16 protein-coding genes are annotated in these 15701 nt (G+C 68.9%); 6 read left to right on the top strand and 10 right to left on the bottom strand.

The window, feature by feature from the left end:
• Positions 1-59: 59 nt before the first annotated feature.
• Positions 60-632, bottom strand: a complete 573-nt coding sequence (locus tag AC0LPE_RS06240) for a helix-turn-helix domain-containing protein (protein WP_490605814.1) — start codon at positions 630-632, stop codon at positions 60-62.
• Between the two features lie 140 nt (positions 633-772).
• Here AC0LPE_RS06240 and AC0LPE_RS06235 point away from each other — a divergent pair, with 140 nt between their 5' ends.
• From AC0LPE_RS06235 to AC0LPE_RS06220, 4 genes are all read left to right on the top strand, one after another.
• Positions 773-2344, top strand: coding sequence for an ABC transporter ATP-binding protein (locus AC0LPE_RS06235; protein ID WP_490605813.1), 1572 nt, complete (start codon positions 773-775; stop codon positions 2342-2344).
• Positions 2341-3414: an ABC transporter permease gene (locus tag AC0LPE_RS06230; RefSeq protein WP_490605812.1), complete on the top strand. Its 1074-nt coding sequence runs from the start codon at positions 2341-2343 to the stop codon at positions 3412-3414. The genes AC0LPE_RS06235 and AC0LPE_RS06230 overlap by 4 nt, the downstream gene beginning before the upstream one ends.
• Positions 3411-4373, top strand: coding sequence for an ABC transporter permease (locus AC0LPE_RS06225; protein WP_145692698.1), 963 nt, complete (start codon positions 3411-3413; stop codon positions 4371-4373). Before AC0LPE_RS06230 ends, AC0LPE_RS06225 begins: the two co-directional genes overlap by 4 nt.
• A 70-nt stretch (positions 4374-4443) precedes the next feature.
• Entirely contained in the window at positions 4444-5466 is a 1023-nt protein-coding gene (locus tag AC0LPE_RS06220; RefSeq protein WP_253249921.1) for a BMP family protein, read from the top strand.
• 96 nt (positions 5467-5562) lie between these two features.
• On the opposite strand, the gene AC0LPE_RS06215 is transcribed toward AC0LPE_RS06220, so the two are convergent.
• Complete coding sequence (locus AC0LPE_RS06215) at positions 5563-6267, bottom strand: SGNH/GDSL hydrolase family protein (protein WP_490605811.1); 705 nt, start codon at positions 6265-6267, stop codon at positions 5563-5565.
• 127 nt (positions 6268-6394) lie between these two features.
• Here AC0LPE_RS06215 and AC0LPE_RS06210 point away from each other — a divergent pair, with 127 nt between their 5' ends.
• The gene (locus AC0LPE_RS06210; protein ID WP_301846882.1) at positions 6395-7006 is read left to right on the top strand and encodes a TetR/AcrR family transcriptional regulator; all 612 of its coding nucleotides are present in this window, start codon (positions 6395-6397) and stop codon (positions 7004-7006) included.
• On the opposite strand, the gene AC0LPE_RS06205 is transcribed toward AC0LPE_RS06210, so the two are convergent.
• The 6 genes from AC0LPE_RS06205 to AC0LPE_RS06180 form a co-directional block, all read right to left on the bottom strand.
• The gene (locus AC0LPE_RS06205; protein ID WP_301846879.1) at positions 6999-7730 is read right to left on the bottom strand and encodes an alpha/beta fold hydrolase; all 732 of its coding nucleotides are present in this window, start codon (positions 7728-7730) and stop codon (positions 6999-7001) included. The genes AC0LPE_RS06210 and AC0LPE_RS06205 overlap by 8 nt on opposite strands.
• Positions 7727-8782, bottom strand: coding sequence for an isopenicillin N synthase family dioxygenase (locus tag AC0LPE_RS06200; protein WP_019288017.1), 1056 nt, complete (start codon positions 8780-8782; stop codon positions 7727-7729). The genes AC0LPE_RS06205 and AC0LPE_RS06200 overlap by 4 nt, the downstream gene beginning before the upstream one ends.
• On the bottom strand, positions 8763-10157 hold the full coding sequence (locus AC0LPE_RS06195; protein ID WP_019288016.1) for a uracil-xanthine permease family protein: 1395 nt from the start codon (positions 10155-10157) through the stop codon (positions 8763-8765). The genes AC0LPE_RS06200 and AC0LPE_RS06195 overlap by 20 nt, the downstream gene beginning before the upstream one ends.
• A gap of 127 nt (positions 10158-10284) precedes the next feature.
• Complete coding sequence (gene alc / locus AC0LPE_RS06190) at positions 10285-11253, bottom strand: allantoicase (RefSeq protein WP_449116419.1); 969 nt, start codon at positions 11251-11253, stop codon at positions 10285-10287.
• Positions 11250-12602, bottom strand: a complete 1353-nt coding sequence (gene allB, locus AC0LPE_RS06185) for an allantoinase AllB (RefSeq protein ID WP_160874867.1) — start codon at positions 12600-12602, stop codon at positions 11250-11252. Before allB ends, alc begins: the two co-directional genes overlap by 4 nt.
• Positions 12599-13873: a DUF6986 family protein gene (locus tag AC0LPE_RS06180; RefSeq protein WP_490605810.1), complete on the bottom strand. Its 1275-nt coding sequence runs from the start codon at positions 13871-13873 to the stop codon at positions 12599-12601. The genes allB and AC0LPE_RS06180 overlap by 4 nt, the downstream gene beginning before the upstream one ends.
• Positions 13874-14039: 166 nt before the next feature.
• Between AC0LPE_RS06180 and AC0LPE_RS06175 the strand changes: the two genes are divergently transcribed.
• Positions 14040-14450: a helix-turn-helix domain-containing protein gene (locus AC0LPE_RS06175; protein ID WP_160874871.1), complete on the top strand. Its 411-nt coding sequence runs from the start codon at positions 14040-14042 to the stop codon at positions 14448-14450.
• Positions 14451-14486: 36 nt separating this feature from the next.
• Here the strand turns inward: AC0LPE_RS06175 and AC0LPE_RS06170 are convergent, their stop codons facing one another.
• Together AC0LPE_RS06170 and AC0LPE_RS06165 are read right to left on the bottom strand one after the other, a co-directional pair.
• Positions 14487-15080: a ClpP family protease gene (locus AC0LPE_RS06170; protein WP_160874873.1), complete on the bottom strand. Its 594-nt coding sequence runs from the start codon at positions 15078-15080 to the stop codon at positions 14487-14489.
• On the bottom strand, positions 15077-15685 hold the full coding sequence (locus AC0LPE_RS06165) for a ClpP family protease (protein ID WP_301847530.1): 609 nt from the start codon (positions 15683-15685) through the stop codon (positions 15077-15079). The genes AC0LPE_RS06170 and AC0LPE_RS06165 overlap by 4 nt, the downstream gene beginning before the upstream one ends.
• Between the last annotated feature and the right edge of the window lie 16 nt (positions 15686-15701).

The following is a 15701-nucleotide window of genomic DNA, read 5'->3' as shown; positions in this document are numbered from 1 at the left end:
ATCGCTCTGAGTTAATTCCTGCGATGCTGCGGGTCCGTCTCGCTGCGGTGAGGACCGTGTTACGGATCCTGGGAACGCGCTCCGACGCAGAGCACCAGGCGAGCCGGCACCGAACCCCGATGGCGCCACTGCATCTCGGTCCCCGCCGCGGCGAACAGGCAGTCCCCCTCCGCAAGCTCGACCGCCGGGCGTCCGCGTACCTCCACCTCGAGCCGTCCGCCGGTCATGACCAGCACGAGATCGTCCGAGCGACGGAACCAGCCGGCGATGTCGTCGTCCGGGCCGATCTCGTACTGGTACACCTCGGCGATCGCTCCGTTGCCGCGGGCCATCCAGGTCACCGGTGCCGCAGGGGTTCCCATCACCGCCCGCGCGAGGCGTCCCTCGGCGCGCACCACCAGTACGTCGTCGGCAAGCGCCGGATCGAGGAAGTCCGACGGCGACCGTCCGAGCGCGTCGGCGATCCTGTACAGCGTCGCGAGCGAGGGCGCGTTGAGGCCCCGTTCGACCTGACTGAGGAACGCCTGGCTGACCCCGGCGCGCGAGGCCAGCGCCCGCGCGGTGAGTCCCTCCTGTCTGCGAACGGCGCGGATGACGCTGCCCACCCGGGCGACGCGATCCTGTTCCGGCACTGCGCTCTCCGTCGGCATCACGAATTCCATCCCCTCCCGCCGCCCGAAACACAATCGTCATGAATCGGACACGGCCGCTCAATTACAACCCTGGATCGTCTCGACTCAACACATAGCGATTACTCGGAAGGTCCCACCGTATGGTGACAGCAACTTCGCCCGCGAGCATCACCACCGCTGCGGGAGCGACGGAATCGGTTCCCGCCGAGGGCGTCGTGATGCGCGGTATCCACCGGTCCTTCGGTGAGAACACCGTCCTGCGCGACGTGTCGTTGCATGTGCGGCCCGGCGAGGTGTACGCGCTGCTCGGCGAGAACGGCGCCGGCAAGTCGACCCTGATGCGCATCCTCACCGGGTTGCTCCCGCCGGACTCCGGTTCCATTGCCGTGGATGGTAAGTCGCTCGCCGACGGAGGCCGGGAGCGGATCGCCATGGTCCACCAGCACTTCATGCTCGTGCCGAGCATGACGGTCGCCGAGAACTTCCTGCTCGGCCGCTCCCGCGGAGTGGTCGGCCGGAAACGACTGCGGCGCACCGAGGCCGAGATCGCCGCCCTCGCGGAGGACACCGGCCTCGCCTGCGACCCCACCGCACGCGTGGAGAACCTGTCGGTCGGCGAGCAACAGCGCGTCGAGATCCTGCGCGCCCTGCACCTGGGCGCCGGCTACCTGCTGCTCGACGAACCGACCGCGAATCTGGCGCCGGCCGAGGTGCATTCACTGCTCGCACAGGTTCGCCGACTCGCCACCGAGCGAGGCGTCGGGATCGTGCTCATCACCCACCATCTGGAGGAGGTCCTCGAGGCCGCCGACCGGGTCGGTGTGCTGCGAGGAGGGCGACTCGTCGCCGAACGCCCCATCCGCGGGGAGGGCGCCGAGAGCGTCACCACCGCCGAACTCGCCCGCGACATGGTCGGCCGCGAGGTCGGACTCGGTATCCGTCGTGCGGCCACCGAACCGGCCGGGAGCCGGATGCTCGAACTGGTCGGCGTGTCCGTCCCCGGCCAGTTGCACGATGTGACCCTGCGGGTCGCATCCGGGCAGCTCGTCGCCGTCGCCGGAGTCGAGGGCAACGGTCAGTCCGCCCTCGAGGACGTCCTGTCCGGGCTCGCCCCCGACTCCACCGGCGCGGTGGTCGTCGCCGAACGGGAGATCGACGCCTCGTCGCCGCGCGCGATGCGCGAGGCCGGTGTCGGCGTCGTCCCCGCCGACCGCTACACCCGAGGACTGATCAAGTCGCTGGGAATCGATACCAATCTCGCGATCGACAGCTACACCGATCCCCCGCTCGCGCGTCGCTGGGGACGCCTGTCGCGGGCCGCCGTTCGTGAACGCGCCGAGCGCATCATCGCCGCACTGTCGGTCAAGGCCCAGAGCCCGCGCACGCTCGCCGGCACCCTGTCCGGTGGGCACGCGCAGCGCGTGGTGCTCGGTCGGGTCCTCGACGGTGAGCCCGACGTCCTCGTCGTCGCCCAGCCCACCCGCGGTCTCGACATCGGTGCCACCGAGTTCGTGTGGGACACCCTCGTCGACCATCGCTCCCGGGGCGCTGCGATCCTGCTCATCTCGTCCGATCTCGACGAGATCTGCAGCCTCGCCGACCGGATCGTCGTGCTCTACCGCGGACGGATCGTCGCCGAGTTCGACGAAGGCCCGTTCGACCGCGAAGCCCTCGGCTCGGCCATGGGCGGATTCCAGGAGGCCGCAGCATGACCGCCACGCTCAGTCCACCGGTGACGACACCGCCCGAGCCGCCCACTGCGTCGCGGATCCGGGGCCTCGCGACCACCATCGGCGTGCCGCTGCTCGCCGTCGCCGTCGGTCTCGCGGCGGGTGGGATCCTCATCGTCCTCGCGGGCGGCAATCCCGGGCAGGCCTACGCGACGATGCTCGACGCCGCGCTCGGTGGCGACACGCAGCTCGGTCGCCTGCTCACGGGCATGACGCCGCTCGTGCTCATGGGGCTCGGCTACGCGATCGCGTACCGCACGGGCTTCATCACCATCGGCGCGCAGGGCCACTACGACGTCGGCGCGATCACCGCCACGGCCGTGGTGCTGAGCATGCCGCTGGGGACGAGCTGGATCGCGATCCCGATCGTCGCCGTCACCGCCGCGGCCGCAGGTGCGTGCATCGGCGGCATCGCGGGTGTGCTGAAGGCGCGGCTCGGGGTCAACGAGATCATCTCGTCGCTCATGCTCAACTACCTCGTCTTCTACACACTGGCGTGGGCGGTGCGCAAACCCCTCGCCAACCCCAACGGTTTCACCCCCGAGTCCGAGCGCATCCCCGACTGGGCGGTGCTCGCGACGATCCCCGGCACCCGCATCCACATCGGTGTGTTCGTCGCGATCGCAGCGGTGCCGCTGGTGTGGTGGCTCATGCGTTCGACCCGGTTCGGCTTCGCGTCGCAGATCGTCGGTGAGAGCCCGAGCGTCGCCGAGGCCAACGGCATCTCCGTCGCCCGCACCGTGGTCACCTCCGCTCTGATCAGCGGCGCCCTCGGCGGTATCGCCGGAGCGATCATGTTGCTGGGCAGTGAGTTCCGCCTGTCCCTGGCGATCTCGTCCGGGATCGGGTTCACCGCGATCGTGGTGGCGCTGCTCGGGCGTCGCAATCCGTTCGGCATCGTCCTCGCCGCGGCGCTGGTCTCCGGGCTCACTCTCGGCAGTCAGGCGGTGCAGCGCACCCAGGAGATCCCCGCGTCCATCGGCACCGTCGTCCAGGCAGTGATGATCCTGACGGTGCTGCTCGCCAACCGAATTGTGGAGCGTGCCCGATGAACTGGTCCGACGTCCTGGGCGCCGGTGCGCTCGTCCCGCTGTTCACCGCCGCGCTGCGTCTGGCGGTGCCGATCATCCTCGCCGCCGCCGGCGCGTGCCTCGCCGAGCGCTCGGGGCTGATGAACCTCGGTATCGAGGGACAGATGATGGTCGGCGCGATCATCGCGTTCGTGACGGTGTACTACACCGGGCAACCGATGCTCGGCGCCGCCACCGGTGCCGCCGCGGGCCTGGTGATCGCCGCGATCGTCGGCTATCTGACGATCACGATGGCCGTCGACCAGATCATCACGGGCATCTCGGTGGTGATCCTCGGGACCGGCCTCGCGTCCTTCCTGTACCTGCAGGTGTTCGGCGTGACCGGCACACCGCCGCGCATCCAGGGCACCACGCCCCTCGACCTTCCGGTGCTGTCCGACCTGCCGGTGCTCGGCCCGGTCGTGTTCTCGCAGTCCCCGCTCGTCTACCTCGCGCTCGCGATCGTCGTCGCCCTGTGGTGGGTGCTCACCCGCACCGCTTTCGGCCTGTCGATCCGCGCGGCCGGGGAGAGCCCCGAGGCCGCCGACTCGGTGGGCGTCTCCGTCCCCCGTACCCGGTGGAGCACGCTGCTGATCTCCGGCGCCGCAGCGGGTATGGCCGGCGCGCTCGTCATCGACGGCCTGGGCTTCTTCCAGGACGGCATCACCGGTGGTCGCGGCTGGATCGCGCTCGGTGTCGTCATCCTCGCCCGGTGGAATCCGCTCGGCGCCATCGCCGGTGGCTTCATGTTCGGTCTCGTCGACGCCTTCCAGTTGCGCGTGCAGGCCGCATCCGGTGGGCAGGCCACATCGGTGCCGTACGAGCTGTTCCAGGCCATGCCGTACGCGGTGACGCTGCTCGCGGTCATCGCCACCACCGTGTGGTTCTCGCGCAGCAATTCCCCGAAGGCGCTCGGCGTCCCGTTCGTCCCCGCGAAATAGCTTTCCGTCAGCTTTCCCGTCAGTCATGGGGCTCGTAGTCGCGAGCCCTCCCTTCCCCGAGGAGAACCACGTGAAGAAATTGGGTACCGCTGTGGCGGCCGCCGCCGTCGTCGGAGCCGCCGTGACCGGGTGTTCGAGTTCCGACTCCGGTGGGAGCGGCTCGGCCGACGGGGTCGTCAAGGCCGCGATCATCACCTCGGGTCCGGTCAACGACGTCGGCTGGAACCAGGGCATGGTCGAGGGCGCCGAGAAACTCGAAGCGGAAGGTCTCATCGACCTGACGGTGGTGCAACAGGATTCGGGCGCGACCTCGGAGCAGATCGCCCAGATCGTCACCGACCTCGCGGAGGACGGCAACCAGCTCATCGTCGGCCACTCGTTCAACTACGGCGAACCCATCAAGGGCATCATCGCCGACTACCCCGACGTGCTGTTCGCCTATCCCGGCGGCTTCGGCGACATCACCGCCAACCTCGCCGACTACAGCCAGCCGTTCTACCAGGGTTCGTTCCTCACCGGCATCCTCGCCGGCGACCTGACGGAGACCGGCATCCTCGCCGGCACCGCCGGTTTCGAGATCCCGGTGTGCAAGGCCCAGATCGAGGCGTTCGCCGACGGCGCGCGCCTGACCTACAAGGGCCCCGGTGAGATCCAGTTGCGTCCGTCCTACATCGGCGGATGGTCCGACGCAGCGGCCCAGACCCTCGAGGCCGTCAACGCCCTCGTCGACCAGGGCGCCGACCAGTTCTCCACGTGCGGTGTCGACGCGGCCACCATCGAAGGCGCCAAGCAGCGCGGTGTCGGCGTCGCCGGCTACACGATGGATCAGACCCCGCTGGCCCCCGAGAACGTCGTCTCCTCCGTCGTGTGGAATCTCGACGAGGTCCTCCGCGCGATGATCGCCGACGTCGAGGCCGGCAACGTCGACCCGGCGAAGTACTACGAGGTGGACATCACCGAAGGCGGCCTGGACGTCGTCATCAATCCGGCCTTCGTCGACAAGATCTCGCCCGAGGCGATGGCACTGTTCGAGGAGTACCGCGAGAAGATCATGGCCGGTGAGTTCGAGGTCGAGTACAAGGGTGGCGACTGACCCCGAGACCACCCGGTAGGACGAACGAGACCGGCGTCGTGTGCGATTTCCCGACGGATTTCGCACACGACGTCGGTCTCGGTCGTTCGCCGCAGTTCACGCCGCACCGTCGCCGAAGCGCGCCAACGATCTGGTGACCTCGGAGGCCACCACCGCATGTCCGGCCATCGTGAGATGGATCCGGTCCGCGCTCAGCCAGTTCCGCCGCAGCCGTGCCGGATGGTCCCAGAACTCGGTGAGGATCGCGTCGTGCCGGCGGGCCACCCGACGAACGACGTCGGCGAACTCGACGAATCGGGGCCGCAGCGGCAGCATCGGACCGGTGAACGCATCCGCCAGCGTGAACATCGACAGCCGTGCCCCGCCGGCCGTCACCGCGGCGCAGAGTTCGTCGAGGTCGCGTTCCACCGACCCGATTCCCGCGTTGTGCAGGAAGAGGTCGTTGCCACCACAGTTGACGTGCACCAGATCCGGGCCGAAGTCGAGGACGGCGCCCATCTGCCCGGACAGGACTTCACCGATGGTGGCCCCGACTGCGCCGGTGTTGAGATAGGCGACCTCGGGCCGCACGGATCTCATGGTCGATGCCACCCTGTCCGCCCACGGCACGTCGGCGTATCCGGGCCACGGATCACCGATCCCCGCCGCGATCGAATCACCGATCACCGCGAAGCGGGACCACGGCATCCCGGTCATCATCTCGCGCGCCGCCTGCGGGGTCAGCACCATCGGGTCGTCGAGTTCCGATCGGAACTCCCCATTCGGTGAAGCAGTGTCACTGAGTGAGGCCGTGCGATTCATCTCGGTTCCTCCTGAATATCGAGGGAGATCGTCGCACGCCGCCCACAAAAACACGAACGGTCGTGCGTACAACTGACCGTACGACCGTACGTTCGACATTGCAAGACCCGAGTGCCACCATGGTGGGGTGACCGACCCGAACATTTCCGACCAGCGACTGCTCAAGGGCGCGCGGGCCAGGGCGACCATCGCGCGTCACGCCACCGACGTGGCCTCCGTCGAAGGCCTCACCGGGCTGAGCATCGGAAGGCTCGCCGCCGACCTGGGGCTGAGCAAGAGCGGCGTCGCCACCCTCTTCGGCACGAAGGAGAATCTGCAGCTCGCCGCCGTCCAGTCCGCCCGCGAGGTGTTCGTCGAACATGTCGTCCGGCCGGCGCTGACCGCACCCGAGGGCATGCCGCGTCTGCGGACGCTCGTCGACCACTGGTTCGACTACATCGACAGGCCTGTCCTGCCCGGCGGATGCTTCCGCGTCGCCACCGCGACCGAGTTCGACAGCCGAGTCGGCCCGGTCCACGACGCACTGCGCGACGAGCGCACCGAGTGGTTCGCTCTCCTCGAGACGGAGATCGCGAGGGCGCAGGCAGACGGGTATCTCGACGGGCACGATGCCCACGCCCTCGCGTTCGAACTCGACGCGCTCGTCGCCGCAGCCAACACCGGAGCCCGCATGGGCGACGACAGCGCGATCCCGACCGCGCGATCGATCGTCGATCGCCTGCTCGGCCCGTCTACCTGAGGGAGTCGCACCACTCCACCAGTGCCGCCGCGAGGTCGTCGCGGGCGGACAGCTGGGGTGCGTGGTCGGACTCGAGCGACACGACCTGCGCACCCGGGGTGAGGCGTTGCATCTCCCGCTGGGTGACGATCGGAACCGAACGGTCCAGTGTCGCTTCGAGGTACAGGCGCGGCAGGCCGCCGAACCGTTCCGGTGTCCAGGTGGGCGCCATGAGCCGGGCGGTTTCGAGTTGCGGCACGAGTCGGCGTGCGGCACCGATCGCGTCGGCCGCGTCCGCCTCGTGGAAGAACACCGCCGCGCCGGCCTCGGGTGGCACGATCGTGCCGCGACCGTCCTCGGTGGGTTCGAGCCAGCGTGAGATACCCACCGGCGCTTCGAGACCGAGCCCGTCGCAGAGCATCCCGAAGTCGACCCCGGACGGGAGCATCATCCCCGCCACGTAAGCGACCCCGGCGACGCGCTCGGGTAGCATCTCCGCGACCTGCGTGACGACGATGCCGCCACCGGAATGGCCGACGAGGATCACCGGACCGTCGAGCCCGGTCACCCGATCGGCCACGACCGCGGCGACGTCGTCGAGCGTCACGTCGTCGGCGCCCCACGATCCGACACCGGGCAGCGCCAGCGGGTGCGGGACGTGCCCGGCCCGGCGGAGCGGTTCGAGCAGCGTGTCCCACACCCAGCTTCCGGCCCATGCGCCGTGCACGAGCACGACATGACTCACGCGCGGTTCTCCCCCGTCGCCGCCAGCACACGGGCGGCTTCCCGCACGGCAGCGGTGTTGGCCTTGCCGTGCCGCGACCCGGCGAGCTTCGCCTTGATGTGATCGCGGATCAGGATGGGTTCGTAGGGCTCCGGGCCCGCATACTCGGGCAGCGTGGAGACCACCGCGTCGACGTTGCCGTCGTGGAAGAACGCCACCGAACGACGGCGCCGGATCCTGCCGTCGACGATCGGCGGCTTGACGCGGTGCAGCGTCGACATCCACCGGTCGTCGGTGATGCGGGCGGTGAGATCACCGAGATTGACCAGCAGGGCGCCGGGCAGCGGTTCGACGTCGTGCCAGATGCCGTCGGTGCCGAGCACCTGCAGCCCTGCGACCCGGTCGGCCCACAGCACGGTGACGATCCCGAAGTCGGTGTGCTCGCCCATGCCGGTGAGGTCGCCGTCGAGGTCGACAGTGCCTTCGGGCAGCGCGTAGTTGTTCATGCGCAGCACGTCGATCGAGTGGTCGGTGAGCCGCTCGAAGTAGTCGGGGGCCTGCCCGAGCGCGTCGGCGAAGATCCGGGTGAGGGTCCGCGCGACCCGCGAGGCCTCGGTGAAGTAGGTCTGCACGCGGTCCTCGAAGCCGGGGACGTCGGGCCAGACGTTGAGTCCGTAGTCGTCCTCCGACAGGTCCAGGTGGGGGAACGACCGGGCCTCCACGCCGACGTTGTATGCCTCGAAGAAATCGTTCATACGGCTGGCGGATTCGACGCCGAGGCTCAGGCTCAGCGACTCGCTCTTCGGCGGGCTGTATCCGCGGTTCGCGCCGACCACCCGGTACTGCTGCTTGTCGTCCATCGGCAGACCGAAGAAGTCGTCGAGGGCGCCGGCGAGGCCGTCGACCACCGGATCGGGGATGCCGTGTCCGAGGATCTGGACGAATCCCACACGGCTGCAGGCTTCGTCGATCTCACGGGCGACACGAGAGCGTTCGGCCTCGTCGCCGGCCCGGACGTACGGGCCGATATCGACGGCGGGAACGACGAAGGCGTCAGACGGCGACTGGTTCATGGGCAACTCCGTGGGGAGAGGGGGTGCCGGCCGAGGTGACGGGGGCCGGTGTGCCGGACCGGGACGCGCGAGCCAGTGTCCCGAGACGAGTGTGGTTGAACAGCAGGTTCAACGAGAACGCCGCGATCGCGGCGAGCGTGATGCCGCTGCCGAGCAGGATCTGCGCGGCGGACGGGAAGCGCTCGAACATGCCCTCGGCGAGTTCGGGGAGCAGACCCACACCCACCGCGACGGCGGCGATCGTGGAGTTGATGCGGTCGGACAGGTCCACCGAGCGCAGCGTGTTGATGCCCACCAGGGCGACGGTGGCGAACAGGATCAGGCCGACACCGCCGACCACGGGCTTCGGCAGCGCCGCGACCACCGAGCTCACCTTCGGCAGGGCACCGAGGACGACAAGGATCGCACCCGACGTGGCGGTGACGTAGCGGCTGTAGACCCGGGTGGTGGCCACCGCACCGACGTTCTGGGTGAAGACGGTGTCGACGAAGGCGTTGAAGACACCGGCGAGCACAGCGGACGCTCCGTCGCCGGCGAGTCCGCGGGCGATGTCGCCCTTACTGACGCGCTTGCCGGTGATCTCGGCGACGGCGAGCATGCTCGCGGTGGATTCGGCGAAGACCACGGCCATGACGATGCTCATGGCGACGACCGCGGTGATCGGGAATTCCGGTGCGCCGAAGTGGAAGGGCGCGGGCAGACCCACCCACGCCGAGCCGGCCACGCCGCCGAGGTCGATCAGGCCGAGCGGAACCGCGACGACGGTGCCGACGGCGAGGGCGATCAACACCCCGAGCTGTGCCCAGATGCCGCGCCCGAGGCAGAGGAAGGCAACGGCGACGACGATCACCAGCACGGCCAGGGCGATGTTGGTGGGCGAGGCGAAGGTGGGCGACGACGGGTCGGTGCCGACGATCAGCCCGCCCGCCACGCCGATGAGCGAGATCCCGACGACGGTGAGCACGGCACCGGTGACGAGCGGCGGGAAGAAGCGGATGATCCTGGCGAAGGGCCAGGCCAGGGCGAGACCGACGATGCCGCCGATCAGCATGGATCCGTAGACGGCCTGCAGGCCGTATTCCTTCGCGATGAGGATCATCGGCGTCAGGCCGGCGAAGGTCGCACCGCAGACGATGGGCAGGCGGACGCCGACGAGTTTGCCGACACCGAGACTCTGGACGATGGTGATCAGACCGGCGATCAGCAGGTCGGCGCTGATGAGCATCGCGATGGTGTCGCGGTCGAGTCCGACGGCCGCGCCGAAGACCAACGGGACGGTGATGCATCCGGTGTACATGATCAGGACATGCTGGAGGCCGAACGCGAACTGCCGGAGGAACGGCAGTCGCGCGTCGACGGGGTGCGGTGAGGTCATGTGATCGCTCCCATTTCGGATGCAGTGCTGTATACGGTGCCGGATACAGCTTGGGGGCCGAAGTTTTCGGGCTCGAGTCATCGTGTTTCGTGCGGGTAAGGAACCGCTCACCGCACCCGCGTCGGAGTTAGGTCAGTCGTCCGTTCACGCGCAGGCGGGCGATGCCGCCGTCCGGATAGACGTCGAGCCGCACGAATTCCACCGGCATCGGCGAATCGACGCGGAAACGGTGCCGGCAGTCCGGGAGCAGCGCGGTGCGCGGCACGAGTTCGACCCAGGACGATTCGTCGGACATCGCGTTCCCGCTGGGAATTCCGCTCAGGCGTGCCGCTCCCGGTGCGTTGCCGACGAAATAGGAGGTGTCGATCTCGACGTGGTCGACGCAGCCCTGCCCCGCGAGGCGGATCACGACGTAGTCGTTGCCGTCGTCGCGGCGACGCGCGTTCTCCCAGCCCTCCCCCATGTGCCGCGAGCGGCCGAGGCCGATGATGTTGCGCGGCGACGAATAGAAACGGTTCGAGCAGGCGACGACGTCGCCACCGTTCTCGAGGGCTGCGAGATCGATCGTGCCCGTGAGAAAGGCCGGGTCCGGACGGGCATGTCCGTGCACGCGGAATCGGGCTACACCGCCGTCGGGAAAGATGTTCAGGCGCAGGTGTGTCCAGCGCCGGTCGTCGTCCACCGCGAAGGCGTTCGCGGTGTCGCCCTTCAGGGCCACGCGATCGAGGACCGGTTCCCACGGCGCGTCCAGCAACTCCTGATCGGTCGGGTATCCGTCGAGGTTCACCCCGTCGACGGATGCGAAGGGCGGGTAGTTACCGGTGAACCAGGCGGTGTCGATCACGACGCCCTCGACGACGCCGGGAACGCCGAGCCGGACCACCGCGAAGTCGTGCCCGGCTTCGCGGCGACGCCGGGTCTCCCACCCGTCGTAGACCTTTCCCTTGTGCCCGAACTCGGACGGATCGAAATCGGGTGCACCCGGCGAGATCAGGTTCTCGCGACTCGCGAAGAACTCGTCGTTCGCGAACACGACGGCCCCGCCCAGCGATCGCGCGGCGAGATCGGGTAGTTGCAGGAAATCTGCTTCGGTCAACGGTTTTCCTTTCGGGAGAGCAGCGCACCACGCGGTGCGGGGTCGGTGGCGTCGAGGGTGACGGTGAGCGGTTCACCGGCGAGCCAGGTCTGCCGCACGACCCCGGCCAGCGCGCGTTCGGCGTAGGGCGTCACGGCGTTGCGGTGGTGCAGCCGCTCCGGGAAGACGACGAAGGCGTCGTCGGGCGCGAAGACACACAGGTCGGCACTGTTGCCCACGGCGATGGCACCGCGGTCGGCCAGTCCCACGAGGTCGGCGGTGCGGCCGGCCATCCAGCGCACCACGTCGACGAGGGTGTGCCCGCGCTTGCGGGCCTCCGACCACACGATGGGCAGTCCGAGTTGCAGCGACGAGATTCCGCCCCAGGCCTCGCCGAAGTCGCCGGTGACGAACTTCTTCAGCTCCGGCAGGCACGGCGAGTGATCGGAGACGATGCAGTCGAGCGTGCCGTCGGCCAGGCCGCGCCACAGCGCTTCCCGGTTGCGGGCCTCACGGATCGGCGGGCAGCACTTGAAATGTGTGGAGCCGTCGAGGATCTCCTCGCTGAACAGCGACAGATAGTGCGGGCAGGTCTCCGCGGTGACGGGCAGGCCCTCGGCCTTCGCCGCGGCCACGAGCGGAAGGCTTCCCGCATCCGACAGATGCAGGATGTGCACGCGGCACCCGGTCTGCCGCGCGCCGTCGATCACCTGGGCCACGGCACGGGACTCGGCGACCGGTGGTCGCGAGTACAGGAAGTCGTCGTAGCGCGGTCCGGCCGGTGGGTCCTGCGCGTCGAGGGTCGGTCCGTCCTCGGCATGCACGATGAGCAGGCCGCCGAAGCCGGCGATCACGCGCATCGCCTCGATCATCTGCTCGCGGTCCAGCGGCGGGTACTCGTCGAGACCCGAATACGCGAGGAAGCACTTGAATCCGTACACCCCTGCGTCCCAGAGCGGTTCGAGATCGGCGAGGTTACCGGGAATCGCACCGCCCCAGAATCCGACGTCGACGGTGACCTGCCCGTCCGCGACCTTCTGCTTCACCTCGAGGGCCGCCACGTCGACGGTGGACGGGATGGAGTTGAGGGGCATGTCGACGATCGTCGTCACTCCCCCGGCCGCGGCAGCACGCGTGGCCGTCGCGAAGCCCTCCCATTCGGTGCGGCCGGGTTCGTTGACGTGGACGTGCGTGTCCACCAGGCCGGGGAGCAGCACCTCGTCGTCGGCGAGGACGGTCTCCCGCGCACCGGTCGGAGCGGCACCGTCGTATTCCTCGATCGCGACGATGCGGCCGTCGCGCACGTGGACGGCGCAGCTGCGTTCCTCGTCCCCCACCACAGCGCGTCGCGCGCGGATCACGGTGGTCATCGCGTCACCGCCGTCGGTCGACCCGCGAGCCGGGCCAGGTGGTCGAGATTCGTGCCGGTGCGATCGCATACTTCCTTCTCGGTGAGAGCTCCGCAGCTCGTTCCCCGCAGGAGGAAGGCGGCGAGAGCACGGGCGGTGGCGGGTTCGTCGAGATACCCCGACGACAGGGCCGGGTCGATGTAGGCCGCGACGCGTCCCGCGGCGGTGGACAGCGACCGGCGGTAGAACGCGAAGGTCGCGGCGTAGCGGGTGGGCAACTGCGCCGGATGCAGGTCCCAGCCCTGGTAGAAGCCGCGGCGCAGCGACCGGTCGATCAGGCGGGCGTGCAGTCCCCATGCCGCGCGGATCTCGTCGCGGGTGCCGACGGGAAGGCGATTGGTGGACCCATCGGACAACCGCACCCCGGTACCCGCTGCCGCGACCTGCATCGTGGCCTTGGCGTGGTCGGCGACGGGGTGGTCCATCGCTTGGTACTCGGCGGCGATGTCGCACGCGGCCGAGTAGTCGTAGGTGCCGTAGTGCAACCCCGAACAGCGCCCGTGGGCCGCTCGGATCATGGTGGCGACGGCAGCGGTGCCGTCGGGGCCGCAGATCGCCTGCGGCGTCTCGATCTGGATCTCGAACCGCAGGGACGCGGCGAGCGAGTGGGTGGCTTCGAGATGTTCGCAGACCGTCACCATGGCGGCGACCTGCTCGGGCGCGGTGACCTTGGGCAGTGTGACGACGAATCCGTCCGGGAGAGCGCACTTTCCGGTCAGCTCGGCGACGAAGGTGTCGAGCGTGCGGAGACCGCGGCGCCGGGTGGCGGCCTCGAAGGACTTGAACCGGATGCCGACGAAGGGTGTCGCGGTGGGATCGGTCGCCAGCGCGGCGGCGGCGCGGGCGATGTGGGCGTCCTCGTCGGCGTCGCGTTCGTGCTCGGGAATGCCCGGGCGGGTGAACCCGTCCTCGAAGTCGATGCGCAGATCCTCGATCGGTTCGGTGCGCAGTTTGGCCTCCACGAGCGGGAGGACGGCTTCGGCGAGTTCGGGTTCGATGCCGGTGACCGCGGCGAGGTCCGCGGGACCGTCGATGTGGGTGTCGAGGACGTCGAGCGCGTCGGCCCCCCACCGCGCCACGATCCCGGCGTCGTAGCGGTCGGCCGGGACGTAGACGGTGTGCACCGGTTGGCGGGCACCGTCGGTCCCGGGATAGGTCGCGGCGTATGCCGCGTCGGTGTCCGCGAGCTGCGCGTCGAGCGCAGCCGCAAGCCTGTGCAATCCTGTCGGCACCCGAACTCCTGTCCTGTATCCACGGCTGTATACGTCGTGGTGCGCCGACGTTATCGGCGCCAGGTCATGTGTTCGGTTAACTGCGGTTACGGGCCCGTTACACATCTGCCGGAGCGGTGTTCGTCCTCGGCTGAACCCGGTCCGATGCCGCCGGATCGACGGCACAATGGTCGGCATGGAGCCGGAGCAGGGTCGTGTGATCGATTTCGCCACCGCCGCGAAGGCGGCACGGGCGACCGCCGCGAGGGCGGCACGGGCTGCACGGACTCCCGTGCGGGGAGCCGACGGCACCGAACCCCGTCTGCTCCGTCAGATCTACGGTGAGATCCTGCGCGACGAGCGTCGCGATCAGGACCGCAGCCTCGAGGACGTCGCCCGCACGGTCGGGATGTCGAAGCAGTACCTGTCGGAGGTCGAACGTGGGCGCAAGGAGGCATCCTCCGAGGTGCTGCGGTCCGTGTGCGATGCGCTGGATCTTCCGATGGAGCAACTGCTCGCGCGCGGGATCCGCCGGATGACCGCGCACCGCACACTCCGGACCACGGGTCACGCCGGCGTCGAGTTGTGCGCCGCGTGACGGTGCAACTACGTCACAGTGTGACCACGTGACGGGTCATCCGTCCCGGTCGACGATGACGTGATCGGCCAGGCCGTAGGCGACCGCCTCCGCCGGTGAGAAGATTCGGTCCCGGTCGGTGTCGCGGCGCAGTTGGTCGATATCTCGTCCGGTGTGCGCGGCCAGGATCTCCTCGGTCTGGGCCCGCACCCTCATCACCTCCGCTGCCTGCAGGGCCAGATCGGAGATGGTGCCCTGCCCCTGCGCCGACGGCTGGTGCAGCAGCACCCGCGAATGAGCGAGCACGTGCCGACGGCCGCGCGCTCCGGCCGCGAGCAGCACGGCGGCCGCCGACGCGGCCTGTCCCATGCAGTAGGTCGCGACCTTCGGGCGCAGGAACTGCATGGTGTCGTAGATCGCGAGCATCGCGGTGGACGATCCGCCGGGTGAGTTGATGTAGAGGCCGATCTCCCGATCGGGGGATTCGGCCTCGAGATGCAACATCTGCGCCATGATGACGTTGGCGACCCCGTCGTCGATCTCGGTACCGAGGAAGACGATGCGTTCGTTGAGCAACCGGCTGAAGACGTCGAACGACCGCTCCCCCGCCGGTGTGCGTTCGATGACGTTGGGGATCGTGTAGGTGCTCATCGTCCCAGTCCCATCTGCCGTCCCGAGGCGAACGGCGCCAGTTCGGCGAGCGAGCCGACGACGGTGTCGACGATGCCGTACTCGCGTGCCTGTTCGGCGGTGAACCACCGGTCGCGGTCGCTGTCGCGTTCGATCTCCTCGAGCGAATGTCCGGTGGCGTCCGAGAGGATCTGCTGCGACTGCAGTTTCATGTATTCGAGATTCTCGGCCTGGATCGCGATGTCGACGGCCGTCCCCGAGAATCCGGCCGAGGGTTGGTGCATCATGATCCGGCTGTGGGCGAGGCTCGCGCGTTTGCCCTTCGTGCCCGCCGCGAGCAGGACCTGCCCCATGCTGGCGGCGAATCCCGCTGCCACGGTGACGATGTCGTTGGGAACGAGTTGCATCGTGTCGTAGATGGCGAGGCCGGCGAAGACCGATCCGCCCGGTGAGTTGATGTGTAGGACGATGTCGCGCCGGTCGTCGGCGGAGGCGAGCAGGACGAGTTCCGAGCACACGCGCTCGGCCATCTCGTCGTCCACCTCCCCGGTCAGTCGCAGGATGCGCTGACGGAAGAGTCTGTCGGCCAGTTGGTCCCGGTACGAGAGTGGTTCGGTGGTCGTCATGCAGCCAGCCTGACCC

This window comes from Rhodococcus sp. S3, from assembly GCF_058211795.1.
The sequence above is the reverse complement of the archived record's forward strand: the minus strand, read 5'-3'. Positions and strand labels throughout refer to the sequence as shown.

Excerpts from the sequence above, each read along its gene's own strand:
- AC0LPE_RS06235 (WP_490605813.1), top strand. The coding sequence starts at position 773 with ATGGTGACAGCAACTTCGCCCGCGAGCATCACCACCGCTGCGGGAGCG.
- AC0LPE_RS06230 (WP_490605812.1), top strand. The coding sequence starts at position 2,341 with ATGACCGCCACGCTCAGTCCACCGGTGACGACACCGCCCGAGCCGCCC.
- AC0LPE_RS06225 (WP_145692698.1), top strand. The coding sequence starts at position 3,411 with ATGAACTGGTCCGACGTCCTGGGCGCCGGTGCGCTCGTCCCGCTGTTC.
- AC0LPE_RS06215 (WP_490605811.1), bottom strand. The coding sequence starts at position 6,267 with ATGAATCGCACGGCCTCACTCAGTGACACTGCTTCACCGAATGGGGAG.
- AC0LPE_RS06200 (WP_019288017.1), bottom strand. The coding sequence starts at position 8,782 with ATGAACCAGTCGCCGTCTGACGCCTTCGTCGTTCCCGCCGTCGATATC.
- AC0LPE_RS06195 (WP_019288016.1), bottom strand. The coding sequence starts at position 10,157 with ATGACCTCACCGCACCCCGTCGACGCGCGACTGCCGTTCCTCCGGCAG.
- allB (WP_160874867.1), bottom strand. The coding sequence starts at position 12,602 with ATGACCACCGTGATCCGCGCGCGACGCGCTGTGGTGGGGGACGAGGAA.
- AC0LPE_RS06175 (WP_160874871.1), top strand. The coding sequence starts at position 14,040 with ATGGTCGGCATGGAGCCGGAGCAGGGTCGTGTGATCGATTTCGCCACC.
- AC0LPE_RS06170 (WP_160874873.1), bottom strand. The coding sequence starts at position 15,080 with ATGAGCACCTACACGATCCCCAACGTCATCGAACGCACACCGGCGGGG.
- AC0LPE_RS06165 (WP_301847530.1), bottom strand. The coding sequence starts at position 15,685 with ATGACGACCACCGAACCACTCTCGTACCGGGACCAACTGGCCGACAGA.